Genomic DNA, 26572 nt, shown 5'->3' with positions numbered 1-26572 from the left:
AACTTTAATTATTTATTAATTCTATTGCTTTTTCTAGTAGTTCATCTTTACCTTCCTTAATTCCATTAATTGTTGGATGTACAAAATAATCTATTTTAATGCCAACCCTTTGTGTTTGCGATTTATCTGGATAATAAATCCCAATACCAGATATCATTGTTCTAACTTCACCAGGAAGTAGGATGGAAGATAAATTACCATCGGCACCCGCTGTTATGTTTCCGAGAACTTTTACATTTTCAATAGATGAAAGAGCCATTGTTGTAAATTCTCCTTGACTTTGAGTGTTTTCATTGACCAAAACTATTACTTTGCCTTTATATGGTGTTTTATTAATTTCACCAACTTTAACAGTGTTTCCATAAAAGAACAATCCAGGTAAATTATTTTCTGTTCTTGAAAGTGTTACAAATTCATTGGGTTTAGAAGCCAAGTACATTGCTAAATTGTAAACAACAAATTCTTTTGGGTAATATCTTAAATCAATTATTAATCCTTTTGTGTCTTTTATTTCTGTAAAAATATATTGTAGGTATTCTTTCTTTAATGAACCAACATTTAAATAGGCAATATTTTTGTTTATATACTTGAAACAAGTATCGTTGTATGTGAATTTAATAGTTCTATCTAATCCTTTAAAAGTTTTAATTTTAAACTTCATTCTTTTTTTATCCCTTTCGATTTCTATATCTGTAATACTATCTTTACTTCTTAAAAGACTCATTGACATTTCTCTTTCTTTTACAGAATTATTTGAAGCTGGAGTATATCTATAGTTTTTTGAAAATAGTTTGCTAATTTTTTTCCCATTTATTTTTTTTATCACATCACCGATTTTTAAACTATTTTCTGATACCAAATCTTTGTTATAATAACCTGTAACTACTAGTTTGGTTCCAGATTGTTTGTTTAATATAAAGTTGGCATTTTCATTTAAAAAGTATTTACCCAAATGTTCATTTATGACATTCTTTTTGAAATAGGTTATGCCGTGTGAATCTTTAATTTTTTCAATTAATTCTAAACATGTTAATTGATAATCTAATTGATTTTTAATATTCAGAAATTTTGGTACAAATTCATTTAAAAAATTTTCCCAATCATTATTCTCAATGTCTTGATTAATTATATCTTTATATGGAAAAAAATAATTTATCATATTCCAATATCTAAACAATGTGATTAGATAAATACCTTGGTCTGGATGATTAAATGTAGAATATTCTACTTCATTTTTAAAAACTGGATTACCCACACGCTCAGCAAATTCAACATAGTAATTGCTGATTTGTCTTTTAGCGATTTTTATTTTTTCAAGTTTATTAATTAGATCTTTTGAGAATTTAGAGTTATGAATGAAGTCAATCGATGGGTAAAATATAACATTGCTTGAATCAATAACTTTATTTTCAATTTCAAACTCACCAAGAGATTTGATCCATTTAATGTAAAAATCACTTTCTGCTTTATTGTCTTTAATTGCAAGAATTTGCGGTATTTTTTCTATAAGTTCTGCATCCCAATTCAGATTACCATTATGGACATTTGGGTGATAATATTTTAAGTAACCCCAAATTTTACATAGCTTAATAAGTTTTTGATTTACGGTTTTATTAGACTTAATATTTTTAATAGAAGTTCCATTATTAAAAACCGTATCTAATTGAGCTTTTGGCTTTTCTGGTGTAAAAATCTCTAAACGATTTAATTCTTTATCATCAAAGGTTAATTTTACATCATCTACCCAAAGTGTACCATGACCAGTAGTATAAAAACCAAATCGAATATAATCAACGTCATAAGAGTTATATGGGATTTTAATATTTATTTTTTCCCAATCTGAAATTTCTGTTTTGCATTTTCTTGGTATATCTTTTTGTATGATAGGTTTATTATTCTTTAAAAGTATTAAAGTTAATCCAACTTTATCATTTATTCCTTTATATTTAATATTTGCCGAAATCTCAATGCTATCTGCAACGACTCTTTTTATTAAATCATTATATACTAAAGCATAATTTGTACTGTCATTTTTTATACTATTTGACTCTATTTTGAGAGAAAATTTCCCTTCAATCTTGTAAATACTATCTAATTTAATAGTATAGTTACCTAATTTAAAACTTTTCCAGTTTAAATTAGACTCATCATCTAGATTTTTTTCAAAATTAAGATTTGCTTTTTCTTTAAACTCTTTTAATGATTCTTGAGCAAAAGCAGCTTTGTAAAAAAATATAATAAGCAAAATAATTATTCTTGTCATCTTTGTTATTTATTAATTATTTCTTCAACTCCATATTTTGAGATTATAACTTTTTTAACTACACCATATTTATCAGTTACAAATTTATAGGTTATATTAGGGTCACTTTCTCTAAAAAATTTAGTTTTAGATTCTGGAACTAATCTTATGTTTGAATTTTGATAATATAATACTCCGTTTTCTTCAAAAAATTTTATTTTTCCATAACTCCCTTCATACTTCTTAATACTGATAAAATCTAATTCAATCTTGTTATGTTTATAAGGAGTTTTAACATCCTTACCTAACATAATTGCAGACAACGCATAGGCTAATAAATAAGATGGAGATTGATTATTTGAAAGGACAACAATGAATATATCTTTTTCAGGGAAATAATTATAGGAAGTTATTGAACCAAAAAACATACCATCATGACCTATAAATTTTTCATTGTGACTATAAAAAGGATTAATAACATATCCAAAACCAAAATTTTGATCATTGTAAGTACCTATCATTAAGTTTTTAAAATCATTTAATAGAATTTTCTCTGATTTAAAAAGAGTATTGTTCCAGCTATATAAATCTTCAATTGTTGAATATATGCCATCATGACCAATGTTGTATTTCCAATTTATAAATGGATTTTTTTTAAATCCATCTTCACTTTTATAATAATATGATGCCAGGTTTTTTATAATAGAATCGTTATTGCAAACACCACTATGATTCATATCTGCATATTTAAAGATTCTTTTTTTTAAGAAATCTTCAAATTCCAATCCTGATATTTTTTCAACAATTTTTGCCAATAAGAAATACCCAATATTACTATAAGCTATACTTTCACCTGGAGGAAAGAGTAATGTTTTTTCTTCAATTGTTTTAAAAACATTCGTACTATCAATATCAGCATACTTTAAATATAATTCATCAAAATCAATTTGTAAACCAGAACTATGGTTCAAAAGCATTTTAATGGTTATTAAATTTGATTTAGGAATCTTAGGAAAAAATGTATCAATAGTCTGATCTAATTTTAATTTTTCATCTTGAATTAATTGCATGATTGCAACAGCAGTAAATTGTTTTGAAACTGAAGCGAGATTAAACTTTGTGTTTAAAGTATTCTTAACCTGTAGTTCTTTATTGGCATAACCAAAAGAGTCCTCATAAATAATATTACCTTTTTTTGATATTAAAATTGCACCACTAAAATCATTGCATTTAATGTATTCATTAAGATACTGATTAATATTTGTATTTAATTCTTGAGCCTGTAACACTTGAAAAAGATTTAGGGCTATAACTAAGTGTATTATTTTTTTTGTTGACAACATTTTTTATTGCAATGTTAACACGTAAACAAAAATAAAAACCACTTTATTGAATGCATTAAGTATCAAATCTCATTTATAACACCTTTTTTACAATATAGATTAGCTGTTTTAATGTTTTCAATATTATTTTTGAATAAAAATTAAAATGAAAAATCTTTTTTTTAAAATTAATATCTTTTTTTTTCTAATAAATCTTTCTTCTTTTTCTCAAGAGATAATTCTTAAAGGTACCGTTTTGGATGAGAATGAAAATCCTTTGTATGGTGCAAATATTTATTTTGAAGGCACAACAATAGGAACTGTGTCAAATGAAAAAGGATATTTTGAATTAAAACTTACTAATCAAATAAATTCAATTTTTGTAATTAGTTATATTGGTTATAAAGAAGTTTATTTTAAAAATTATACGATATTTAAAGATAAGATTCACCAAGTCTATTTACAACCTGAAATAGAGTCTTTAAATGAAATAATTGTTAAAAACCATTTATTCTCAAGAAAAGATTTTTTAAAATCTTTTAAAGAAAATTTTTTAGGTGAAAAGAAGTTTTGGAAAGAATGTATTATTGTTAATGAGGATGATTTGATTTTTGACTATGATTATAATAAACATACTTTTTATGCAAAAAGTTATGAAGATTTAATTATAAGAAATGACTATTTAGGTTATAAAATTATTTACAAACTTGAAGATTTTGAAGTCAAATTTACTTCCAAATCTCTTTCAAAAAGTCAAATAATACAATCATTTTACTCCGGGATTTCGAGATTTATTGAAATAAACAATGAAAAAAGAATAATTAAAAGAAGAGAAAAAGCATATGAAAATTCAACTCTTCAATTTTTTAGGTGGATTTCAAAAAATGATTGGTCTGATAAAAGTTATCTTTTGTTTGATGGTTCTTTTAATATTGATCCTAACAATTATTTAAAAATAAATAGTTTAAATAATTTTTATAATGTAAGTGTTTTTAAAATTGAGAAAGATTTAAAACCTAAAAATTTTATTTCAGAATTGAATATTTTATATAGAAGAAAGTATCAATCAAAAATCATTTTCTACACTAATAATTTTTTGATTGACTTTTATGGATTAAACAATGAAATTGAAAATATTATTTTTTCTGGAGATATGACAAAAAAGAAAATTAGTGAAATGCTTCCTGCTGATTATGGAATGTGACAATAAAATATAATATATGAAATGTAATATTTACATATTTATTTTATTTATTAGCATTATCTTAGATGTCAATGCTCAAAAGCAAAAAGATTCACTTGAAATTTGGACTTATAGTATAGGTAATTTTGTTAACCTTAACGCCGAAAAAATCATAGAAAGAAAATTTCCTTTTAAGATTAAAGCTGTTTCTGGTGATGTTCTATCTGAAGAGTCAATTGAATCAATTGAAAAGCATAATAGTAAAGTTTGGAATTACATTGATTCATTAGGTTATAATAATATAAAAGAAGAATATAATTTAGAATTAAAAGCTGAGATTAATCGAATAAAAAAAGCAATTGAGATTTCAAAATCAAATAAAAGGATAACAAAACTATATTTAAAACTCAAAGATCAAAACTTGGGAAATTTTATAAAGCTTTCAAAAAAGGATAATAATATTTACAATTTCAAAGTTTATAGTTTTGATTTAAATAAAATCGAAAATAATGAGAACTTAATATTAGATTTTTCTATAGATATAAAAAAAAATAAGATATATATTATAAAGTAAATTATTTTTTAAAAAACACGAAAATAAAATGGGAAAAATTATCGAAAATCCAATTTTTATTATTCCAGTAATAACTGGATTTGTTTTTATTGTTGCAGGTTTAATTATGTTAAAATTTCCACCCAATAAAATTAATTTTTTATATGGTTACAGGACTAATAGTTCAATGAAGAGCCAAGAGATATGGCAGTTTGCTCAAAAATATTCCGCAAGAGAAATGATCAAAATTGGCAGTTTACTTACTTTCAGTAGTTTATTTGGACTTGTATTTAATTATGGTCAAACTAAAGGTGTCTTTTTTGGGATAAGTCTTGTAATTTTAACCGCTATTTTAGTAATAATTAGAGTTGAAAAAGCTATTCATAATAAATATAAGAATAAATAATTAAAAAAGAATGATTTTTATAAATCATTCTTTTTTGTAATTTCTTTAAATTAAAAATTTCATACTATGATAATTTCCATTTTTATCACTTAAATTAATAATATAAACCCCATTTTTTAAATCTTCGATATTCACAGAAGTTGAATTATCAATTATATTATTATTTTCATGAAAAATCTTTTTACCCGTTAAATCAAAAATATTGATTTCTAAACTTTCAACATTTTTTAAATTTTCAATATATAATTTTCCATCTTTGATTAAAGTGTAGCAATTATTCAATTCATTTATTGATTCTAAACTCAATTGACCATTGATGGTTGAATCAATCCAATCTCTAAAGTTACCTATTCTAACAAATAATCCAGGTTTATCTAAATCTGTATAGACTAACTCACCACCATGAACAATTCCTATGACTTTTATGTTGCCATTATTATCTATGATCCATGAAGGACTTCCACTATCACCTGCTGCGGCTCCTATGGGAGATTCTCCTAATGTATATCCTATACAAAAATAGTTTTGGGTTATTGTAAAAGGTGTAACATTATTACAAGCATTAAACTCATAAATATTTGCATTTGCCCATTGTAGTATATCAGATAAGTTTCCATTGCTATTTTGTTGAGTGAGACCCCAACCAGAGATATAAGCGTTTAATATACTATTATATAAAGTGGAACTCTCTTGAGTAGTCGGCAATGTTACTGGATTTATGTTATTTATTGGAGAAGATAATTTAATTAATGCGAGATCTACACCACTGCCTAAATCAGCAAAAGGATCCCACAGTGGATGTATATATGTTTGTAGAACGTTTCTTTCTTCTCCTCCTAATGGATTTAATGGTCCTAAAGTATTTATACTGTTTAATCTAATCTTGTTTATAGGATATGAATCATCGATGCAATGTGCAGCCGTGAGTACCCATTGAGGGGCAATTAATACACCACCACAGGCATGAAAATCTTGAACATAAAGATCAGCAATCCAAGGAAACTGACCTTCATTAGCATTTTGTCCTCCAATTACTAAAATATTCTTATCTACTTGAGAAAAAGAAATAAAAAAATTAAGTGAAATGATAAAGAGTAAAAAAAAATTTTTCATGATGTTTTTTTCGTGTAAAATTAATTTTCATTAATCGATGTTTATTATAATTTTTACACGAAAAAGTATTATTTTCTTTTTTTGCTACTATTTATTTTTATGAAAAATTGTTAACGTTTAGTATTTTTTATGATAGCAAATTGATACAAAAAAAGAAAAATAGAAATAATAAAAAGACAAAGTTTTATTGCAAAAATTTTAGTATTTCTAATATCTTCATTTAAAATAAAAGATAAAAAATTAATAAATACAAAAAGATAAATAATTAAATTCCATATTAAGTTTCTGTAAACTATTGTTGAGAATATAATTACTAAAGTTATAATGTCTGCTAAAATTATATAGCCATTTTCTATCATCATACATATATAAAATAATAGCAAAATAGCTTTTGTTATATTAATTTTATACTTTTTAAACATCACTTTAAATTTTGTGTTTAATTTTTAAAATTGATATAATATGAGAATAAATAACTATAGGCACTATAAAGCTAGGAAGAAGAATATATGGAAAATTAAATATCATTAAATTAGGTTGATTAAAACCAAATTTCTGAATAGGAGTAGGAGTAGATAAAACTGCAATTATTACTATATTTAAGACAAATATTAAACCAAATATATTCCAAGCTAAAAGTATCTTTTTATGTATAATATTTTTATTTAGTAAATAGTAAATTAATAAAGTTGTTAATGCAAAAAACAAATCAAAATTTAATCCTTCAAAAGTCATAATTTTTGGAATCAATTTTTCTTTATAGTTGTGATATAAAATAAATTCAATCGGAATTCGTACAAAATGGATTAATGTTAAATTTTTATAGCTAATTTTAATAAATGAATTTTTGTTATGTTGAAAATGAAATATAATGATTAAAGTTGGCACCAATAATGTCAGAATCATTTTTAATTGTATGAATTCAAGATTTGAATAAAAATTTAAAAGAGATAAAATGATTTGTAAAAAAATAAATATTGAAATTGCTAGAATATATTTAAGTTCTTTAAAAATATTGTTTACAGAATGACAATAAAGAAAAACAATAATTAATAAAAAAAGTACTTTAATCATATATTAAAGTTTAAATTAATCTGAGATAAAACTATAATTTTCTACAAAAAAACTTAAGTTATTTTCATTTTTAATAGTGTGATATTCCAAACCGATAAATTCACTACCAATATAACCTTTCCCTTCATTTTCAATAATGTTTCTAAATTTTGATTTCTCTTCAATTTCTCCAGAAAGACAAGCACATAAATCCTTATCATCTTGTATATAAAATTCTATATTATTTTGGTCAATTTTTTTTAACCAAAATCTAATTTCATCCTCATTAGAATTTTCTATTTGTTTCAAAAGTTCATTTTTGTACTCAATATCTTCGGGATTAAAATTCTTAAATATAATATTATCTGTTTTACAATTTGGCCTTTCACATGATGTAGTTAAAGCCATAAATAACATAATACTTAACAAAATACTTAGTTTATCCTTCATCGTAATTACATTTAGTGAATAAATAGTTACTGTTTTTATATATATATTTATAAGTTTTTCTGTTTAACAGATTTTTTATTGCTTCCTCTTTATTGGTGCTTTCTAAATAATAATCTTCAGCTATTCTAAAGCCAATATAATATCCAATATCTGGTGGGATTTCTAACAAAGAATTTCTGTTAAATAGCCAATCTTTTAATGATTTACTTTTATTATTACAGGCAATGATAAATTTATTCTTTAAATAACAATCATTTTCATATCCATAATTGTAAGTTGAAGGGTTTAGGTTTTTACTCCCAATTATTTTTATACTTATAAAATCAGCTACTCCTTCGTTTATAACAAAATCTGACAGACTGTTTAACTTTCCTTTTTGTAAAGTATGAACAATTTCATGAGATATTAAGTCAATAAGTATATTTCCACTAACTATGGATAATAAATTCGAATCTATTTCACTCTTTACAACTTCTTCATCTATTATTACCATTTCAGTAGCAATAACGATTTCACCATTGATTACTGTACCACCTGTCCTTAATGGACCAATAATAAAATATATATTTGGCTGTTTGAAATTAGATATTTTAGAACTATAGGATTCAAATAGTTTATCTAATTCATAAAAATACTTATCTAAATTGGTTGTCTTTCTTCTTATAGATTCCCAAAATAAGGGTTTATTTTTTAATGACTTTAATAATTCACTTGGTAATATTTTTTTTTCAATAAAAAACTTTTGCAATTGTGATGTCCCCTTATTTATATAATTATCTTCAATAACTTTTAGACTATCTGAATAATTTTCAGCATTTTTAAGTAAATCTACTGTTTTCCAAAAATTATCTATATCTGTCCTATGTATATTGTTAGTATAAGAACTAAAAGAAAAATTGAAAAATATTATAAAAAAGAATATTCTCATAAAATATAAAATTAAATATCTTACCTATTAATTTTAAAACTAGTTCTTATGAAACTCAGTTAAAAAGCCATCTAACTCAACGTTATCATTTAATAACATTATGTTACCGTTTATATCAACTTTTCCAATATTTTGTCCATTTACAGTTAATAAATTTCCATTTGAAATATCAATGGAATAACTGTAATTTCCTGTAGGCAATAGAGTGTAAATATAGTTAGGATCTGTAGATACTATTGTATTAGTTATATCTACTGTGTTGTTACTGTTAAAAACCCAAATAACTTGACCATTATTAAAAACAGGTACATTGGGAATCATTCCAGTAGTTCTATACAGATTCCAAGTTCCTAATAACTCATTATTAGGGTTATTATTATTTTCTTCAGAATTACAACTTATAATTAATATTGTTGCAATTAAAACAAATGAATTTAATAGAATTTTTTTCATAATATTTTTTTTAATTAATTATTTGAATTTTTTTATCAATAATTTTGTTTTCAACATAAATTTTTAAGAAATAAAAACCTGAATTTAAGTCACTTATTTCTATTTTATTTAATAGGTAAGATTTATTATAATTATTATAGGATTCAACTAATTTGCCATTAACATCAAAAATTTCAATTTTATCGATAATTACTTCTGAAGTATTCTCAAAATTAATAGAATTTTTGGCTGGGTTAGGATAAACTCTAAAATTATATTTGTCAAACTGTTGAGAACTTAAACTTCCAATAGTTATTGTTAGTGGAATATTATTAAAAGCATCCATGTAAGCTGTTTCAGTAATATTATTGTTTTGAAAATAATTTATAGGATTTGTAATTGTACTTTTAGCTTCCGCAATGGTACTAAAAGAATAAGGACCTATATAAACTGCATTGTCAAATTCGTCGCTTGGTAAATTGCTAACACCCAATCCCATGGCACTTCTTGGAAGTCCTGTTTCAGTAAGCCCTAATGGTAACCCAGTTTCATTATTATTATTTTTATCACCACTAAAAACTGTAGATGCTGTGCTTGATGCAAATAAAAACAATGGATTATTTGCAGCATTACTAGAACCAATTGCCGAATTAGAATCCTGAAAAGCTATTATTTGGTCTCCGGCTGTACTTGTTGCAAATGAACCGGTTATCCTAGAATCATTATAGGCAACAAAATTAGATAGATTATCAGAATATTTAATAATCTGTCCCATAGTTAAACCGCTACTTGGAACTGTATATTTCAAAGCTCCTTCAACACATGGATTAGCAAAGCCTGAAGAATCTGCACCACAATCTGTAAAATAAATTACAGTATTAGGAGCTATATCAACAAAAGTTACAAATGCGAAGTCGTCTGGTGCATCAGTTTGATTTAATAGTATTGCTATATCTAAAGCTTGAAGTTGGGTTTGAGCAAAAAAAGAATTTGTAGCAAGTAAGATAAATAAAAAGTGTTTTTTCATGATTAAATTGATTTATGCAAATTTTATAATAATCAATATAATCTCCTTTTCAATTTTAAAATAATAAGTATCATTTTTTTTTTTTGATACTTAATACTTTATATTTTCAGAAATATATTCTTTAGGTGTTTGATTGTAATACTCTTTAAAGACCCTATTAAAAGTAGATTTTGATTTAAATCCAGACTTTTCTGCAATTGCAAAAATTGTCAATTTATTATGTTCTCCATTTCTTATTAATTTTAAAAAGAAATCTATTCGCAATTTATTAATATAACCATTAAAATTTAAATCATGTTTTTTACGAATCAAATTTGAAAGTGTTTTTGAATCAATGTTATAACTTACAGCAAGTTTTTCAATAGTTAATTCTGGGTCTAAAAATTTTTCTTCAGTTTCAATTAGATTTAGAATATCTGAATCGTCAAAAAAAGTATCATATTTTTTAACTTGGTTAATTTGATTACTATTCTTTTTAATTTTTATTTGATTTTCTATTATATATGAAGTTATATAGAAAGTAATTATTAATAAGACAAAAAAATTGAAAGTTAATTCAAAATAAAAGGCAATTGTAAAATACTCAAAATTTGAAATTATTGCTATAAATTCAAATATTCTAAGAAAAGATGTTAAAAGAGATAATAGAAGAAATGTTATAATAATTTTTAATGCATAAGAATTGTTTAAAACTTTCTTGTATTTAGAGTAGATATAAATCATAAATAAAAAGAATGTCAAATCAATTGTAATAGGAGCAAACCAATTTATATATGAATTGTAATTAATAACATTGTTTAATATTAAAAATGAAAGTAAAAATTCAAATAGAAAAGGTAAAGCATATAAAAAGATTTTACGTTTTTCAATTTTTGAATCAATTGATAATAAAATTAGAACTGGAACTAATAAAGTAAAATGAAAATAATGTATTATATGTGGCTTAAAATCTAATTTTGTACCATATATGTATAAAAATTGTCTTAGATTATCTAAACAAAAAAATAAAATCGCAAAGAGAAATAACTTCAAACTTTTATTTATTCCTTTTTTAAAAAGTAAATAAATACACAAGAATATAGATGAAATTAAAGTACTGCTAAATAAAATAAAAATTCCAGGTCTGTCTAAAAGCATTTTTATTTCAAAAATCTAAATAACTACAAAATAGTCCAAAAAAAATTAATAGTTTTAAATATAAATTAACATTTATCTAATTTAATTATAAATTAATATATATTATAAAATTAACAGTTCATTCTATAACCTACAGTTTTAATAAAGCGTTATTTTACATTTTTTATCGTAATAAGGCAATTTCTTACGAGAGTTATTTTTTAATTAAAAGATTGATTATCGATACTTTAATTTTTGTTTTAATTTAAATTTATCTTTCAAAGCTTTCATATCTTCGCTAACTTTTCTATCTAAAACTTTTGCGTAATGTTGAGTCGTATGAAGATTTTTATGTCCTAACATTCTGCTAACAGTTTCAATAGGGACACCATTAGTCAATGTTACCGAAGTTGCAAATGTGTGTCTAGCCATGTGGAAGGTTATTTCTTTTGGTATGTCACACAAATCGCTAATCTCTTTTAAATAAGCGTTCATTTTTTGGTTTGTTAGAATTGGTAAAATACTATCATCATTTAAACATTTAGGGTGATTACTGTATTTTTCAATAATTTCTTCAGCTATTGGTAAGATTGGAATTTTAGATTTTGTATCTGTTTTTTGTCGTTTTTTGAAAATCCACTTCTCCCCATCAATGCCAATACCAATATGATCCTTTTTCAATCCTTTTACATCAATATAGGCTAAGCCGGTATAGCATGAAAAAATGAAAATGTCTCTCACTAATTGCAGTCTTTCGGAAGATATCTTTTTATTATAGATTTTCAATAATTCCTCTTCAGTTAGAAAATCTCGTTCTACTTCTTTCATCTTGCCTTCATATCGAGTAGTTGGGTCTTTATCCAGCCAGTCATTATCTAGGCATATCTTGATGATTTTTCTAAAGTTTCTAACATATTTAACAGCTGTATTATTGTTGCATTTTTTTACACTTCTCAAATAGAATTCGAATTCCGTTACAAAAGCATAGTCAATTTTATTGATGCTAATATCATTCACGTTGTATTTCCAAAGAATGAATTCCTGCAAGTGTTTCAAGGAAATTTTAAATCGCTCCAAAGTTCCATAAGCATAACCATTCCCAATCAAATCTTTAATTTTATCATTATGGCTTTGATAAATTGGAATAATCATTCGCTCACGTTCATGTGTTCCGGTCAGTCTTGATCTAAAATTTTCTATTAATAGTTCTTCATTCTTATGAATTAATTCCATTTGAATGTCAAAAACCTTTGATTTGAGTAAATCCAGATAATTATTTAATGACCTGGCTTCTTCTGAGTTGCCTTTCATTTTTGATTGTGTAGCAGACCATTTTGATTTTTCAATGAACTTCTTGGTGCTGAATTCAAAACGTTCTCCGTTTACAGTTAGCCTGAAATAAATTGGTAATTGACCGTTTTTGTTAGCTTTTGAAGATTTCGCATAAATATGCACAGTGATTTTTGCTTTCATGGTGGTGACCTTTTAATTAGTATTCAATTTAATTTTTAAACTTTTAGCAAACAAGATGTACATATTTTGAACCAGTATTAAACAGGTTGTTAGTACAGTATTTACAGTGCTTGAGAGAATTTAGCGAGACCCAAAATTGTAGAAATTTTTAGGGTCTCGATTTTGTCCCTTTCGCATTAAGATTGAATGAATAATTTGGTATATGTCCCAAAGCAAAAAGCCGATAAATCTTAAGATTTATCGGCTTTTGTAACCATTTGTTTTTAAATGTGTGGGCGATGAGGGGTTCGAACCCCCGACCCCCTCGGTGTAAACGAGGTGCTCTGAACCAGCTGAGCTAATCGCCCGATTAGTACTTGATTGCGAGTGCAAATATAGAACAGTTTTTGGTATCTGCAAACAAAAAGGAAAAAAAATTACAAAATTTCTGCCACAACAAAAGTGCTTCCACCCACGTAAATTAAGTCATTTGCAGTTGATTTTTCCTTTGCCATCGTATAAGCTTCTGAAACAGAATTGTATACTTTTCCGTTAAGTCCAAATTCATCCGCTTTTTGTTTTAGAATTTCTGGATGTAAGCCCCGTAAATTTTTTGGACTGCAGAAATAATACAACGCATTTTTAGGAAATAAAGGTAAAATTTCAGTTAAATCTTTATCGTTTACAACACCTAAGACGATGTGAAGTTGTTCAAATATTTCCTTTTCCAATTGTTTAAGCACAATTGATAGTCCGTGTTTGTTATGAGCGGTATCGCAAATTATTTTAGGGTGTTCGCCCAATTGTTGCCATCTCCCTGCTAAACCGGTATTTTGAACGACGTTTAAAAATCCATTTTTTATATTTTCTTCAGAAATGATCAATTCGTTTTGCTGTTGTAAAATGCGAATGCTTTGCATCACGGTTTTTCTATTCTGAATTTGATAATCTCCCAATAATGCTGTGGGATAAAGATCTTCTACTAATTCAGAGGCAAAATAAATTTGTGAATTTGTTTCTGTTGCTTTCTTTTTGAATACAGTTTTAGTTTCGGCTGTATATTCACCTATCACTACTGGGATTTTGGATTTAATAATACCAGCCTTTTCAAAGGCAATGGCTCCCAATGTATTTCCCAGAAATTGAGTATGGTCTAAACCAATGTTTGTGATTACTGAAATTAAGGGTGTGATAATGTTAGTGGAATCCAATCGGCCCCCCATGCCTACTTCAATAATTGCAATATCGACTTTTTCTTTTACAAAATAGTCAAATGCTAATCCAACAGTCATCTCGAAGAAACTCAATTGGTGATATTCAAAGAACGATTTGTGTTTTGAAACAAAATCGATAACAAAGATCTCTGAAATTTCTTTTCCGTTTATTTTAATACGTTCTCTGTAATCTATTAAATGTGGGGATGTATATAATCCTACTTTATAACCTGCTTCTTGTAAAACGGAAGCGAGTAGGGAAGAAGTTGAACCTTTTCCATTAGTTCCAGCAACATGAATGGTTTTGAGTTTTTTTTCCGGATTGTCTAAATAATTGGCTAATAAAATCGTGTTGTCAAGGTTCGGTTTATAGGCCGATGCTCCTTGGTTTTGGTACATTGGAAGCTGATTGAAAAGCCAATTGACAGTTTCTTGATAATTCATTGGTTTAAAAAACAAACCCCACAAATGTGAGGTTTAAAGGTAGTAAATTAAATTTTTTACTCTCCATTACTAAAATTAAAAACGATAAATCCAATTTGAGTATCCGGAGCATTTTCATCGTTATTCCATTTGTATTTGTAGGCTGATTTAATGGCAGCTTCTTTAAGGCAAGTACTCGTAGTATTTGAGCCACTCGGACTGTATTTTGCGTTGGTTACCCCTCCGTTTTTGTTTACTTTTACTTCTACTACAATTGTTCCTTCATCATTACAGTCCGCTTTAACCGCTCCCGGGCTGGAAAGCCGTCTTCCGTTTAATCCCCAAGATCCATTTCCGGTGCCAACACCTTTTCCACTGCCATAATAGCTGTTGGAATAGATGCTGCCGTCAATTTTTCCTTGATTACCCGGTGTGGTGGATGTTCCATCTCCTCCTGTGGTTTTTCCTTCTGATTTTTTAACACCACCAATTAAAGCATCTAATTTTGCTTTTTTATCGGCTTCTTCTTTCTTTTTTTTCTCTTCGGCTGCTTTTGCTATGGCTTCTGCTTTCGCTTTTGCATCGGCTATTTCTTTTTGTTTTTTTAAAGCAATGGCCGCTTCGTTATCCGCAGTTATGACATTTTCTGAGGCTTTACTTGGTGTAGTCGGTTCTGATGTGGATTCTTCAACCGGTTGTTCATTAACCTCTCTTGGTTCTGATTTTACAGGTTCTGTGGTGTTGGTGTTTCCAGAACCCGCGTCAGTGTTTCCAAAGTTAATAGCGATTCCGTTTTCCGGTGGTGGATCCATGTATGTTAACCCTAGAAAAATGCATAATAAAAGCAACACTGCCATAATTGCTGTAGTAATGGCAAATGATTTTTTTTCGTGTTCGGTTTCTAAATATTTCATGGTCTCTCTTTTTAGCCCTGATGGTAGTGGATAGCTTTTTTTGAAAGAAACACTATTTTTTGTTGCTGTTTCAAAGCGACTTTAGAAGCTATTGAAACGGCTTACAAAAAAAGGGTTTATTCAAAAAAACTAAGAACGGACAGCAGGATTAGCTTCTAATTATTTTGGTCGAACGGCCAATACTACTTTTATTTGGTTGCGGTTGGCGATGTCTAACACATTGACTGCTTTTTCAATTGGCACACCTTCTTCGGCTCTAAGAATTAATGCTTTATCTTCTTGGTTGGAAAACAGAGCTAATAATCGAGCTTCCAAATCGGCTTCTTGCACTTTGTCTTTGTCAATAAAAAACTCTAAATCTTTATTGATACTGACCGAAATATTTTTATTGCTGTCTGTTTTACCTTTTGCTTTTGGTAACACTAGATCCAATGCATTGGTGGTGACCATAGTGGAAGTTAACATAAAAAAAATCAGCAACAAAAACACTATGTCTGTCATAGACGACATGTTGAATTCCGGTGATACTTTATTTCTACCTCTGATATTCATATTAAGAAGGTTCGTTTAAAAGGTCAAGGAAATCAGTTGCATTGGCTTCCATTTGGTGCACTACTTTGTCGGTTTTAACCACTAAATGGTTGTAGCCCATGAAAGCGACAATTCCAACTATTAATCCGGCAACTGTAGTTGTCATGGCAGTGTAAATTCCTTCTGCCAAAGCACCTACTTCAATTTGTCCACCACCGCTAGCCATTTTATGGAAGGCAAGAATCATACCAATTACGGTTCCTAAGAAACCAATCATTGGGCCAGCACCGGAGATGGTGGCGAGCATACTCACGTTTTTCTCTAGTTTATAAATTTCCAGTTTACCGGCATTTTCTATGGCTGTATTGATATCTTCTAATGGTTTTCCGATCCGAGAAATTCCTTTTTCTGTCAAACGAGCAACCGGCGAATTGGTTTGAGCACATAGCATTTTGGCGGCATCTAATTTTCCGTTGAGGATATTCATTTTGATGTTATTCATAAAATTCACATCAATTTTAGAAGCGGCATTAATGGCCATTAATCTTTCAAAATAAAGATACAAAGCGAAAAAAAGCAACAAACCCAATGTAATCATGATGAGTTGCCCTCCAATTCCACCACTGGTGATTAAATCCCAAATGGATAGTGTTTTTTCGATGGGTTGATCCTCTAATAAAGCATTTTGTGCTGTTGCTAAACTATCTGTTGGTTGCATATTTTAAATTATTTTTGATTGATTAAACGATAACGCTAAAATACTATTTTAAATTGTTTATCTTATGAAATGTTCAATAAACATGAATGTTAAAGCTCCTGCTATGAATCCTGCAAAGGCTAGCCAAGTGATTCGTTTGAGGTACCAAATGAAATCAATTTTTTCCATACCCATGGCAGCTACACCGGCTGCTGAACCGATAATTAACATACTACCACCCGTACCAGCCGAATAGGCAATAAAATGCCATATTGGATGATCCACTTCATAGGTATACATTCCCATAGAAGCAGCAACTAACGGTACGTTGTCAATAATCGAAGATAAAATACCAAGAAGAATAACAACTATATCCATATTAGGAACAGCATTTGATAAAGATTCAGCTGCATAACGCAAAGTTCCTGTATCAGTTCCATTAATTTGTCCAAAAACCATACTTTCTAAAGCCGCTACACCCATTAAAATTCCCAAGAAGAATAAAATACTTGAAAATTCTATTTTTGTTAATGCTTTGTGACCGGAATATAAATGTTTATCGTTTTTGTTAAAATTATCAAACGGCGTTACATATTCAGATGCTAACCACACAAAACCCAAACTAAACATCATGCCTACATAAGGTGGAAGACCGGTTATCATTTTAAAAACCGGAACAAAAACAATAGCACCTAAACCAATGTAAAGCATTTTTTTGCTGCTTAAAAGTCGTTCTGATTCTTCATTAATACCAAAAGCTTTGCGTTCAGTTGTACCTTGAAAAGGTTTTAATCGAGAAGCGATTAAAAAAGGAACTATAAAACACAAAATTGATGGTGCAATTACATATTCAGCTAAACCTATAGCCGTTACTTTATTTGCAATCCAAAGCATAGTTGTTGTTACGTCGCCAATGGGAGACCAAGCTCCACCGGCATTGGCAGCAATAACAATGAGGGAGGCGTACCAAATTCTATATTCTCTTTTAGGAATAAGTTTACGCAGTAAAGTAATTAAAACAATTGTAGCTGTTAAGTTGTCAATAATTGCGGAAAGAATAAAAGCGACTATACCCATTGTCCACAGTAAACGAACTTTGTTGGTTGTTTTAATTCTGTTTTTGATTACATCAAACCCTCTGTGTAGATCAATGATTTCAACAATAGTCATTGCCCCAATCAAAAAAACCAAAATCTCAGCAGTTTTTCCAAAATGATGCATTAAATTTTCCAGAAAACCTTCATGATTAGCTTCTGCATCACCCACATTCATATTGAATACATGTCCGTGAGCATCAATTACAGACAACCATCCGTTATTAAAAGCAAAAGACAAAAAAGCCCACATTACAGCAGCCATTAAAAGAGCAGGAACTGTTTTGTCCAATTTTAAAGGGTGTTCTAACGTTATCGACATGTAACCGATAACAAATAAAAGTATTATTAATATTGCCATTTTTCTAGATTTAAGTTAATTGTTTTAGGGCTATTTCAAATGCAGTTGCACTAATATTTAATTTGGATGAATTTAAAGCATGTGTTTTTTCAATTGCTTTTTTAATGGTTTCAGAAGTATCAAAGAAAATCGCCTCATCCGTCATTTGGACTTTCTTTTCCATGAAATAGGCAAAAACACGAGCCATTCCACAATTGGCTATAAAGTCTGGAATTAAACTTACTTTAGAGTCGGTTTCTTCCATAATTGGGCCAAAGAAAATTTCTTTGTCAGCAAACGGTACATTGGCACCGCTTGAAATTACTTCCAATCCCGAAGCAATCATTTGATCTATCTGACTTTTTTGGACCAATCGTGAGGCTGCACATGGAGCAAAAATTTCTGCTTGAATATTCCAAATTTGTTGATTTATTTTTTCAAACGGAATCATGTTTGGAGCAACCAATTTATTCCCGTCTTTATTCAAAAATAAACGTTTAATTTCTTCAAAAGTAAAACCATCTTCATTGATAATTCCGCCTTCTCTATCGATAATTCCGACTATTTTTGCACCCATACCTGCTAAATAAAAGGCAGCAGCTGAACCAACATTTCCAAAACCTTGTACGACGGCTTTTTTGCCAATCACACTTCCACCATAAATGTCATAATAGTGACGAACTGCTTCGGCAACACCAAAACCGGTAATCATATCGGCAACGGTATATTTTCGGTTTACATCCGGCGAAAACTTAGGATTTTCAATTACTTTAATCACGCCTTGACGGAGTTGACCAATTCTATTAATTTTATCGGCTTCGGTGGGTTTAAAATGGCCATTGAAAACGCCTTCTTGCGGATGCCAAACCCCACATTCTTCTGTTATGGGAATTACTTCATGAATTTCATCCACATTTAAATCGCCACCGGTTCCGTAATAACTTTTTAATAAAGGGGATACGGCTTTATACCAACGTTGTAATACTTCTTTTTTTCTTGGGTCGGTTGGGTCAAAATTGATGCCTGATTTTGCACCGCCTATAGCGGGGCCCGAAACAGAAAATTTCACTTCCATGGTTTTGGCAAGCGAAAGTACTTCATTCATATCAAGTCCTTTTCGCATTCTGGTTCCTCCTCCTGCTGCTCCTCCACGAAGTGAGTTAATCACTGTCCAACCTTCTGCATCAGTTTCAGGGTCTTTCCAATTAAAAATTATTTCAGGTTCTTTGTTCTCAAATTTTTTGAGTAATTCTTTCATTTTGGTTTGTTTGTGATGCAAATTTAATTGAACAAATTCGATTTATTTTATTTTTTCATTAAAGTTTTCAAGAGTTTTATTTACAATTTAGGTTTATTAACAAAACCCGAACAATGGTCTTGTTTTGCTCCGGTAACACTGCTTAAAACATTGATTTCATTTCGCAATCGCAAAACACCTAACAGTCCAAAAATAAGTGCCTCTTTAAATTCCAAAGTTTTGGAATCAGGAACAATGATTTCCATTTTTGGTAAATAGTATTTCATTCGTTCTAACAGAAAAACATGATAAGCACCACCACCGCTAACCAACATTTTTCCTTCTTTTTTTGATAAAGCCATGGCAATTTGGATTGAAATATGTTCTACAAATGTGTGTAATTTATCCTCTATTGCTATGGTAAAACAATTGATTAATGGAAAAATTGTTGAATTTACAAATTCAATTCCCAATGATTTCGGGTGTTTTTTTTGATAAAAATCAATGGAATTTAATTCAACGAGTAAAGTTTGATTTATTTTTCCCGAACGAGCTATTTCGCCTCTATCATCAAAATCAAGACCTAATTGATTGGCATAATAATTTAAAACAGTATTCACCGGAGAAATATCAAAGGCTATTCGCTTTCCGTTTTCCTCAAAGGAAATGTTTGAGAATCCACCTAAATTCAAACAATAATCATATTTAGAAAATAACATTCTGTCTCCAATTGGAACGAGCGGAGCACCTTGACCGCCCAATTCCACATCTTGCACTCGAAAATCACAAACAACAGTTTCACCTATTATTTCGGCGATTTTAGGTAAATTCCCAATTTGTAAAGTAAATCCGTTTTGTGGCTGATGTAAAATCGTGTGACCATGGCTACATACTGCATCGAGGGTTTCAATTCCATTTACTTTAATGAAATTGCGGATAATTTTACCTAAATATTGGGTGTAATCATTATTGAGATTTAGCAATTCTTCATTCGAATAATGTAAGGCATGCTTCAATTTGTTTAACCATTCAGAAGGATATGGAATGGTTTCACAATTTCCAATTTGGTAGTCCCAAACGCCGTTTTTAACCGAAAAATAAAGGTGAGCGACATCAATTCCGTCGAGCGAAGTACCGCTCATGACACCAATAACTTGATAGGATTCTTTAAACATGGCTTAAAAATACGAAAACGTTTGAGAATTAGTGGTAATTGTACTATTTTTGCCCTCAAATTTAAGAAAACAAACCTTCAATATTACAGATATGGATTTCAATCTTACCGAAGAACATTTGATGATTCAACAAGCAGCCAGAGATTTTGCTCAACAAGAATTATTACCCGGCGTTATTGAACGCGACGAACATTCTAAATTTCCTACCGAACAGGTGAAAATGATGGGCGAATTAGGATTCATGGGAATGATGGTTGATCCAAAATACGGTGGTGCCGGACTGGATAGTGTTTCGTATGTTTTGGCGATGACTGAAATTGCTAAGGTTGATGCTTCGGCAGCGGTAATCATGTCGGTGAACAATTCGTTGGTTTGTGCTGGAATGGAAAAATATTGTTCGGAAGAACAAAAAATGAAATATTTAGTTCCATTAGCGAAAGGGGAAGTGATTGGTGCATTTTGTTTGTCTGAACCTGAAGCGGGAAGTGATGCCACTTCGCAAAAAACTACTGCCATTGACAAGGGCGATTATTATTTGCTAAACGGAACCAAAAACTGGATAACCAATGGAGGAACTGCTTCCACTTATTTAGTAATTGCTCAAACTGATATTGAAAAAGGACATAAAGGAATTAATGCTTTTATTGTTGAAAAAGGGTGGGCCGGATTTGAAATTGGTCCTAAAGAAAAGAAAATGGGAATTCGTGGTAGTGACACACATTCCTTAATGTTTACGGATGTTAAAGTACCCAAAGAAAACAGAATTGGAGCGGATGGTTTTGGGTTTTCTTTTGCGATGAATGTGTTAAATGGTGGGCGGATTGGAATTGCTTCACAAGCTCTAGGCATTGCAACAGGAGCGTATGAATTAGCTTTAAAATATTCACAAGAGCGAAAAGCATTCGGCAAAGAAATTTTCAAACACCAAGCTATCGCTTTTAAATTGGCGGATATGTATGTAAAAATTACAGCTGCCAAATTATTGGTAATGAAAGCAGCCTGTGAAAAAGATGAAGGAAAAGATATTGCACATTCCGGTGCAATGGCCAAATTGTATGCTTCTGAAATTGCTCTTGAAGTGGCAAATGAAGCCGTTCAAATTCATGGTGGAAATGGTTATGTAGCCGAATATCACGTGGAAAGAATGATGCGTGATTCTAAAATCACACAGATTTATGAAGGAACTTCTGAAATTCAACGTATTGTGATTTCGAGAGGTTTGGTTTAGAAGTTATTCACAAATCAACATATTTTAATACCCTTTGAGTACTATCTTAAAGGGTTTTTGTATTTTTAGCACATATAAAAATTGTATGAAAAACATCATTATTACCGGAACATCACGTGGCATTGGATTTGAATTGGCTTTACAATTTGCCAATGCCGGTCATCAGGTTTTGGCCATTTCCCGAAAAACGCCCAAAGAATTAATTGAACATGCCAACATAACTTGCCTTTCTGTTGATTTATCGGAAGAATCCGGATTGAATGTGATCACAGAATTTATTACTCAAACATGGAAAAATGTTGATGTTTTAATTCACAACGCGGGAAGTTTGTTGCTCAAACCTTTTTCGCAATTATTACAAGCTGATTTTGAATCGGTTTACAAAGTCAATGTATATGGTGTGGCTAATTTGACTCGCATTTGTTTGCCTTTTTTACAAAAAGGAAGTCATGTGGTGACCATAAGTTCAATGGGTGGCGTTCAAGGGAGTATGAAATTTCCCGGATTAGCTGCTTATTCCTCCAGTAAAGGAGCTGTAATTACGTTGTCTGAATTGTTGGCAGAAGAATACAAAGAACATGGTATTTCATTTAATGTTTTAGCTTTAGGTGCTGTTCAAACCGAGATGTTACAAGAAGCTTTCCCGGGTTATCAAGCCCCACTTTCTGCGAAAGATATGGCCGATTACATTTATGATTTTTCGTTAAACGGAAATAAATATTATAATGGGAAAGTGCTGCAAGTAAGTTCATCTACGCCTTAAATCTTTATCATTTGAATGAGCGAAGTCCTGTTAAAATATCTCCCCGAACACGCCGTTGAATCGGTTTTTGAGTTAATCAAAATCCACTCTGTTCATTTAAAAATTGTGAATGAGCGAGTCACTCGGCATGGCGATTATAGAAGACATCCCTCCGGGAAACATCAAATTACGGTGAATGCCAATTTGAATAAATACCGTTTTTTAATTACTCTGGTGCATGAAATTGCTCATTTGGCTGCTTTTGAAAAATATGGGAGAATGATAAAACCGCATGGCAACGAATGGAAAATCACCTTTCAACGTTTGATGATACCGTTTATTCGGCCGGAAATTTTTCCGAATTCGGTTTTGCCTTTAGTGGCCAATCATTTTCGAAATCCAACGGCCAGTAGCGATACCGATGCTCGATTGGCTTTTGCATTAAAGCAATTTGACGAACGAAAACCCGATATACATTTTATTCATGAAGTGCCTTCCGGAAGCTTTTTCAGAATTAAAAACGGAAGAGTTTTTCAAAAAAAAGGGCTGCGGGTCAAACGCTATGAATGCTTGGAAGTAAAAACAGGAAAGTTATATTTGTTTAATGCGAATGCTGAGGTGGAGATTATTCCGGGTTGATTAACGGGTTAAGAATAACGATTGATGATTTTAAAATTGCTTAAAAACAAATCTTATTTTTTGTTGCTTCTAGCTTCAATTTTATTTTTGGTATTGTCTTTAACCATCAATAAAAATGAAATGATGGATATAAATATTCACGACACTTATTATGTGATTACATTTCGTGATGGTTTTATTTTATTGTGTCTAATTTTTCTAACAGCAGGATTGTTTTACTTTGTATTTGATTTTTTCAAAGTTCTATTAATTTCTATTCTTTCATTAATTCATGTTTATGGTTCGTTGATTTTCATAGAATTATTTTTTTACTATTTACATATGGTCAATTCGGTAGAAGATTTTCCACTTTTTGATTCTGTAGATTATAATTTAAGAACCATATTTTCATTATTCATTTTTGCAGGCTTACAATTGCTATTTGTTTTCAATATAATACTTAAATTGAGTTCTTTTTTTTTAAAGTCAATATCCAAATAGAAATAACTCTTTATCTTTACATTTAAATATTTCATCGAATGAAACATACATTTAATAGAATGTAATTGAAAAAGCTACATTTTCACAAATACATTTGCAGAAAAAAATAAAATGAATAAAAATTATTATGCAATAATCATGGCCGGCGGAGTAGGTTCGCGTTTTTGGCCAGTTTCTACAACTGAATTTCCAAAGCAATTTCACGATATGTTGGGTTCGGGGGAAACGTTGATTCAAAAAACGTTTAGCCGTTTGTCAAAATTAATTCCGACACAAAACATTTTGATTTTAACTAATGAGCGGTACAATGAATTGGTACTTGAGCAATTGCCAATGGTTAAGCAAGAACAAGTGTTGTTAGAACCGGCGATGCGAAATACAGCTCCTTGCATTTTGTATGCTTCATTAAAAATTCAAAAAATGAATCCAGATGCTGTGATGGTGGTCGCTCCAAGTGATCATTGGATTGAAGATGAAAACGCTTTTATCGACAATTTGCAGCATTGTTTTGATTATTGTCTTAAAAATGATGCTTTAATGACATTGGGCATTCAGCCTACTTTTCCCAATACCGGTTTTGGTTATATCGAATTTGATAAAAACGATTCAAATTCGATAAAAAAAGTAAATCAATTTCGAGAAAAACCCGATTATGAAACAGCTAAGTCATTTTTAGAAAGTGGCAATTTTCTTTGGAATGGCGGAATTTTTATTTGGTCGGTTAAATCGATAACAGAAGCTTTTTCAGTTTTTCAGCCGCAAATGAATCAATTGTTTTTAGATGGATTTGAAAAATATAATACTCTTACAGAAAAAGATTTTATTAATGAAAATTATGCCGCAGCTGAAAATATCTCGATTGATTATGCTATTTTAGAGAAAGCAAATAATGTGTATGTTTTACCCGCTACTTTCGATTGGAATGATTTAGGCACATGGGGTTCGTTACATGAAAAATTAGATAAAGACGTACAAAATAATGCTGTTGTTAATGCTACTGTTGTTTTAGAAAACGCATCCAATAATATCATTCGAACAAAGAATAAAAAATTAGTTATTATCGATGGTTTAAATGATTTCATTGTGGTAGAGCATGGTGATGTTTTACTAATCTATCCTAAAGGGAAGGAGCAAGATATTAAAAAAGTTGTAGGTTCACTACCTACTGAAAAACTCTAAATTATATGGAAAATACTTCGCCCAATACTCCAGTTAAAAGCTTATGGTTATCTATAAAACTTTTATTAAAATCGACTTTAGACATTCGTGAAGATACCAATCATGATACTACTATTGAAGAGGTAAAAGCCGGAATTTCAATAAAAGGACAAGGAGCTTGGGTTTTAATTTTTTCAATTCTTATCGCTTCTGCCGGACTCAACACGAGTTCAACTGCAGTTGTAATTGGTGCGATGTTAATTTCACCATTAATGGGACCAATTGTGGGTATAGGCCTGTCGCTAGGAATTAACGACGTGGATTTAATGCGGAAAGCAATCAAGAATTTTGGGATAATGGTTGTCTTGGCTTTGTTTACGTCTTTTTTATTTTTTAGTATTCCGATTTTTCAAAAAGAAACACCAGAGCTTATCGCTAGAACTTACCCTGATGTAAGAGATGTAATTATTGCTTTTGCAGGTGGTTTTGCATTGATTGTTGCCTTAAGCAGAAAAAATAAACAAGTTAATACCATTGCAGGAGTAGCGATTGCAACTGCCTTAATGCCACCGCTTTGTACCGCAGGTTTTGGATTAGCAACAAGAAAATGGGAATTTTTTGGAGGAGCAATGTTTTTGTTTACCATTAATACAATTTTTATTGCCTTAGCGACCTTTATAATCGTTAAATCATTAAAATTTCCAATGCAGGAGTATTTGAACTCTTCTAAAAGTAAACGAATTTCACGTATACTATATTTGGTTGCATTCCTTATTTTAACTCCAAGTATCTATATGTTTTATGGTTTATACAAAAAGACAGATTTTGAGCAAAAGGTGAACACCATTATTACAACCTTTAGCCTTGACAAAGACGTAGTGATTCTTAATCAAAAAGTAAATTTTCAAAACAAAACGGTTTCTTTTGCTACAGTAGGTAAATCCGTTACAAATCAGGATGTCGAAGAATGGAGTGAAAAATTAAAAAAACAAGGTTATTCGGGTGTTAAATTTGAAATAACGCAAAGTGTTGAAAATTTGGAAACACAAAATATGTTGGAAAAATTAGAGTCAACCTATTATACTACGCAACAGATTTTGAACAAAAAGGAAGAGCTATTAGTAAAACAAGAAAAAGAAATAATCGATTTACAAAAACAGCTTTACTTGTCTGAAAAAAGTAAAATACCATTCGATCAAATAGCAAATGAAATTAAAATAAATTATAATGAAGTTGCTGAAGTTGCTTATTCTAGATTACTTAAAACGAATTTTACAAAAATAGACACAGTTCCAATTATATATATAAAATGGAATAACAATTTAAATCAAAATCAAATTTTATCCCAAGAACAAAAAATTCAGAAATGGTTAAGGCTCAAGCTTCAAAATGAAAAATTAACGATACAAAAATTAAATTAATT

25 protein-coding genes and 1 tRNA gene are annotated in these 26572 nt (G+C 29.5%); 8 read left to right on the top strand and 18 right to left on the bottom strand.

What is annotated here, in order from left to right:
* Positions 1–4: 4 nt before the first annotated feature.
* Positions 5–2263 (bottom strand): S41 family peptidase, encoded by a 2259-nt coding sequence (locus EQG68_RS02410; RefSeq protein ID WP_129463189.1) that lies wholly within the window; start codon positions 2261–2263, stop codon positions 5–7.
* 5 nt (positions 2264–2268) lie between these two features.
* Positions 2269–3585 (bottom strand): serine hydrolase domain-containing protein, encoded by a 1317-nt coding sequence (locus EQG68_RS02405; protein ID WP_129463188.1) that lies wholly within the window; start codon positions 3583–3585, stop codon positions 2269–2271.
* A gap of 145 nt (positions 3586–3730) precedes the next feature.
* Here EQG68_RS02405 and EQG68_RS02400 point away from each other — a divergent pair, with 145 nt between their 5' ends.
* The 3 genes from EQG68_RS02400 to EQG68_RS02390 are packed head-to-tail and all read left to right on the top strand — an operon-like array spanning position 3731 to position 5706.
* Positions 3731–4768 (top strand): carboxypeptidase-like regulatory domain-containing protein, encoded by a 1038-nt coding sequence (locus tag EQG68_RS02400; protein ID WP_129463187.1) that lies wholly within the window; start codon positions 3731–3733, stop codon positions 4766–4768.
* A 16-nt stretch (positions 4769–4784) separates the two neighbouring features.
* Positions 4785–5321, top strand: a complete 537-nt coding sequence (locus tag EQG68_RS02395; RefSeq protein WP_129463186.1) for a hypothetical protein — start codon at positions 4785–4787, stop codon at positions 5319–5321.
* Between the two features lie 28 nt (positions 5322–5349).
* A complete protein-coding gene (locus EQG68_RS02390) occupies positions 5350–5706 on the top strand; it encodes an SdpI family protein (RefSeq protein WP_129463185.1) in 357 nt (118 codons plus the stop codon).
* Between the two features lie 45 nt (positions 5707–5751).
* On the opposite strand, the gene EQG68_RS02385 is transcribed toward EQG68_RS02390, so the two are convergent.
* From EQG68_RS02385 to EQG68_RS02310, 16 genes are all read right to left on the bottom strand, one after another.
* Positions 5752–6819, bottom strand: coding sequence for a trypsin-like serine protease (locus EQG68_RS02385; protein WP_129463184.1), 1068 nt, complete (start codon positions 6817–6819; stop codon positions 5752–5754).
* Positions 6820–7245: 426 nt separating this feature from the next.
* On the bottom strand, positions 7246–7893 hold the full coding sequence (locus EQG68_RS02380) for a hypothetical protein (RefSeq protein WP_129463183.1): 648 nt from the start codon (positions 7891–7893) through the stop codon (positions 7246–7248).
* Between the two features lie 15 nt (positions 7894–7908).
* Positions 7909–8322 carry a hypothetical protein gene (locus EQG68_RS02375; RefSeq protein WP_129463182.1) on the bottom strand — a complete coding sequence of 138 codons (414 nt, stop codon included), beginning with the start codon at positions 8320–8322 and terminating at the stop codon, positions 7909–7911.
* Positions 8312–9250 (bottom strand): DUF2268 domain-containing putative Zn-dependent protease, encoded by a 939-nt coding sequence (locus tag EQG68_RS02370; RefSeq protein ID WP_129463181.1) that lies wholly within the window; start codon positions 9248–9250, stop codon positions 8312–8314. The genes EQG68_RS02375 and EQG68_RS02370 overlap by 11 nt, the downstream gene beginning before the upstream one ends.
* A gap of 39 nt (positions 9251–9289) precedes the next feature.
* On the bottom strand, positions 9290–9703 hold the full coding sequence (locus tag EQG68_RS02365) for a hypothetical protein (protein ID WP_129463180.1): 414 nt from the start codon (positions 9701–9703) through the stop codon (positions 9290–9292).
* Positions 9704–9713: 10 nt separating this feature from the next.
* Positions 9714–10709 (bottom strand): T9SS type A sorting domain-containing protein, encoded by a 996-nt coding sequence (locus EQG68_RS02360; protein ID WP_129463179.1) that lies wholly within the window; start codon positions 10707–10709, stop codon positions 9714–9716.
* 90 nt (positions 10710–10799) lie between these two features.
* Positions 10800–11846 (bottom strand): helix-turn-helix domain-containing protein, encoded by a 1047-nt coding sequence (locus EQG68_RS02355; protein WP_129463178.1) that lies wholly within the window; start codon positions 11844–11846, stop codon positions 10800–10802.
* Between the two features lie 216 nt (positions 11847–12062).
* On the bottom strand, positions 12063–13298 hold the full coding sequence (locus EQG68_RS02350) for a site-specific integrase (RefSeq protein WP_129463177.1): 1236 nt from the start codon (positions 13296–13298) through the stop codon (positions 12063–12065).
* A 272-nt stretch (positions 13299–13570) separates the two neighbouring features.
* Positions 13571–13645: transfer RNA gene (locus EQG68_RS02345), tRNA-Val, on the bottom strand.
* 69 nt (positions 13646–13714) lie between these two features.
* Positions 13715–14935, bottom strand: coding sequence for a bifunctional folylpolyglutamate synthase/dihydrofolate synthase (locus EQG68_RS02340; RefSeq protein WP_129463176.1), 1221 nt, complete (start codon positions 14933–14935; stop codon positions 13715–13717).
* Positions 14936–14991: 56 nt separating this feature from the next.
* Entirely contained in the window at positions 14992–15828 is an 837-nt protein-coding gene (locus EQG68_RS02335) for an energy transducer TonB (protein ID WP_129463175.1), read from the bottom strand.
* A gap of 159 nt (positions 15829–15987) precedes the next feature.
* The gene (locus EQG68_RS02330; protein ID WP_129463174.1) at positions 15988–16380 is read right to left on the bottom strand and encodes an ExbD/TolR family protein; all 393 of its coding nucleotides are present in this window, start codon (positions 16378–16380) and stop codon (positions 15988–15990) included.
* Position 16381: 1 nt separating this feature from the next.
* Positions 16382–17077, bottom strand: coding sequence for a MotA/TolQ/ExbB proton channel family protein (locus EQG68_RS02325; protein WP_129463173.1), 696 nt, complete (start codon positions 17075–17077; stop codon positions 16382–16384).
* A gap of 57 nt (positions 17078–17134) precedes the next feature.
* On the bottom strand, positions 17135–18511 hold the full coding sequence (gene nhaD / locus EQG68_RS02320) for a sodium:proton antiporter NhaD (RefSeq protein WP_129463172.1): 1377 nt from the start codon (positions 18509–18511) through the stop codon (positions 17135–17137).
* A 10-nt stretch (positions 18512–18521) separates the two neighbouring features.
* A complete protein-coding gene (locus EQG68_RS02315; RefSeq protein WP_129463171.1) occupies positions 18522–19748 on the bottom strand; it encodes a Glu/Leu/Phe/Val dehydrogenase dimerization domain-containing protein in 1227 nt (408 codons plus the stop codon).
* 80 nt (positions 19749–19828) lie between these two features.
* Positions 19829–20902, bottom strand: a complete 1074-nt coding sequence (locus EQG68_RS02310) for an anhydro-N-acetylmuramic acid kinase (protein WP_129463170.1) — start codon at positions 20900–20902, stop codon at positions 19829–19831.
* A gap of 91 nt (positions 20903–20993) precedes the next feature.
* Here EQG68_RS02310 and EQG68_RS02305 point away from each other — a divergent pair, with 91 nt between their 5' ends.
* The 5 genes from EQG68_RS02305 (at position 20994) to EQG68_RS02285 (ending at position 26570) form a co-directional block, all read left to right on the top strand.
* Complete coding sequence (locus EQG68_RS02305; RefSeq protein ID WP_129463169.1) at positions 20994–22130, top strand: acyl-CoA dehydrogenase family protein; 1137 nt, start codon at positions 20994–20996, stop codon at positions 22128–22130.
* An 85-nt stretch (positions 22131–22215) separates the two neighbouring features.
* A complete protein-coding gene (locus EQG68_RS02300) occupies positions 22216–22893 on the top strand; it encodes an SDR family NAD(P)-dependent oxidoreductase (protein WP_129463168.1) in 678 nt (225 codons plus the stop codon).
* 15 nt (positions 22894–22908) lie between these two features.
* Positions 22909–23511, top strand: coding sequence for a SprT-like domain-containing protein (locus EQG68_RS02295; protein WP_129463167.1), 603 nt, complete (start codon positions 22909–22911; stop codon positions 23509–23511).
* Positions 23512–24102: 591 nt separating this feature from the next.
* A complete protein-coding gene (locus EQG68_RS02290) occupies positions 24103–25170 on the top strand; it encodes a mannose-1-phosphate guanylyltransferase (RefSeq protein WP_129463166.1) in 1068 nt (355 codons plus the stop codon).
* A 5-nt stretch (positions 25171–25175) separates the two neighbouring features.
* Positions 25176–26570, top strand: a complete 1395-nt coding sequence (locus EQG68_RS02285; RefSeq protein WP_129463165.1) for a DUF389 domain-containing protein — start codon at positions 25176–25178, stop codon at positions 26568–26570.
* Positions 26571–26572: the final 2 nt, after the last annotated feature.

It is taken from the genome of Flavobacterium piscinae, from assembly GCF_004122145.1.
Classification (GTDB): domain Bacteria; phylum Bacteroidota; class Bacteroidia; order Flavobacteriales; family Flavobacteriaceae; genus Flavobacterium; species Flavobacterium piscinae.
This window is presented reverse-complemented; position numbering and strand designations above follow the sequence as displayed.

Coding starts and splice junctions, on each gene's coding strand:
- EQG68_RS02385 (WP_129463184.1), bottom strand. CDS start 6,819: ATGAAAAATTTTTTTTTACTCTTTATCATTTCACTTAATTTTTTTATT.
- EQG68_RS02300 (WP_129463168.1), top strand. CDS start 22,216: ATGAAAAACATCATTATTACCGGAACATCACGTGGCATTGGATTTGAA.
- EQG68_RS02360 (WP_129463179.1), bottom strand. CDS start 10,709: ATGAAAAAACACTTTTTATTTATCTTACTTGCTACAAATTCTTTTTTT.
- EQG68_RS02395 (WP_129463186.1), top strand. CDS start 4,785: ATGAAATGTAATATTTACATATTTATTTTATTTATTAGCATTATCTTA.
- EQG68_RS02285 (WP_129463165.1), top strand. CDS start 25,176: ATGGAAAATACTTCGCCCAATACTCCAGTTAAAAGCTTATGGTTATCT.
- nhaD (WP_129463172.1), bottom strand. CDS start 18,511: ATGGCAATATTAATAATACTTTTATTTGTTATCGGTTACATGTCGATA.
- EQG68_RS02380 (WP_129463183.1), bottom strand. CDS start 7,893: ATGATTAAAGTACTTTTTTTATTAATTATTGTTTTTCTTTATTGTCAT.
- EQG68_RS02355 (WP_129463178.1), bottom strand. CDS start 11,846: ATGCTTTTAGACAGACCTGGAATTTTTATTTTATTTAGCAGTACTTTA.
- EQG68_RS02290 (WP_129463166.1), top strand. CDS start 24,103: ATGAATAAAAATTATTATGCAATAATCATGGCCGGCGGAGTAGGTTCG.
- EQG68_RS02365 (WP_129463180.1), bottom strand. CDS start 9,703: ATGAAAAAAATTCTATTAAATTCATTTGTTTTAATTGCAACAATATTA.
- EQG68_RS02340 (WP_129463176.1), bottom strand. CDS start 14,935: ATGAATTATCAAGAAACTGTCAATTGGCTTTTCAATCAGCTTCCAATG.
- EQG68_RS02350 (WP_129463177.1), bottom strand. CDS start 13,298: ATGAAAGCAAAAATCACTGTGCATATTTATGCGAAATCTTCAAAAGCT.
- EQG68_RS02335 (WP_129463175.1), bottom strand. CDS start 15,828: ATGAAATATTTAGAAACCGAACACGAAAAAAAATCATTTGCCATTACT.
- EQG68_RS02330 (WP_129463174.1), bottom strand. CDS start 16,380: ATGAATATCAGAGGTAGAAATAAAGTATCACCGGAATTCAACATGTCG.
- EQG68_RS02295 (WP_129463167.1), top strand. CDS start 22,909: ATGAGCGAAGTCCTGTTAAAATATCTCCCCGAACACGCCGTTGAATCG.
- EQG68_RS02325 (WP_129463173.1), bottom strand. CDS start 17,077: ATGCAACCAACAGATAGTTTAGCAACAGCACAAAATGCTTTATTAGAG.
- EQG68_RS02390 (WP_129463185.1), top strand. CDS start 5,350: ATGGGAAAAATTATCGAAAATCCAATTTTTATTATTCCAGTAATAACT.
- EQG68_RS02315 (WP_129463171.1), bottom strand. CDS start 19,748: ATGAAAGAATTACTCAAAAAATTTGAGAACAAAGAACCTGAAATAATT.
- EQG68_RS02375 (WP_129463182.1), bottom strand. CDS start 8,322: ATGAAGGATAAACTAAGTATTTTGTTAAGTATTATGTTATTTATGGCT.
- EQG68_RS02370 (WP_129463181.1), bottom strand. CDS start 9,250: ATGAGAATATTCTTTTTTATAATATTTTTCAATTTTTCTTTTAGTTCT.
- EQG68_RS02410 (WP_129463189.1), bottom strand. CDS start 2,263: ATGACAAGAATAATTATTTTGCTTATTATATTTTTTTACAAAGCTGCT.
- EQG68_RS02305 (WP_129463169.1), top strand. CDS start 20,994: ATGGATTTCAATCTTACCGAAGAACATTTGATGATTCAACAAGCAGCC.
- EQG68_RS02400 (WP_129463187.1), top strand. CDS start 3,731: ATGAAAAATCTTTTTTTTAAAATTAATATCTTTTTTTTTCTAATAAAT.
- EQG68_RS02310 (WP_129463170.1), bottom strand. CDS start 20,902: ATGTTTAAAGAATCCTATCAAGTTATTGGTGTCATGAGCGGTACTTCG.
- EQG68_RS02405 (WP_129463188.1), bottom strand. CDS start 3,585: ATGTTGTCAACAAAAAAAATAATACACTTAGTTATAGCCCTAAATCTT.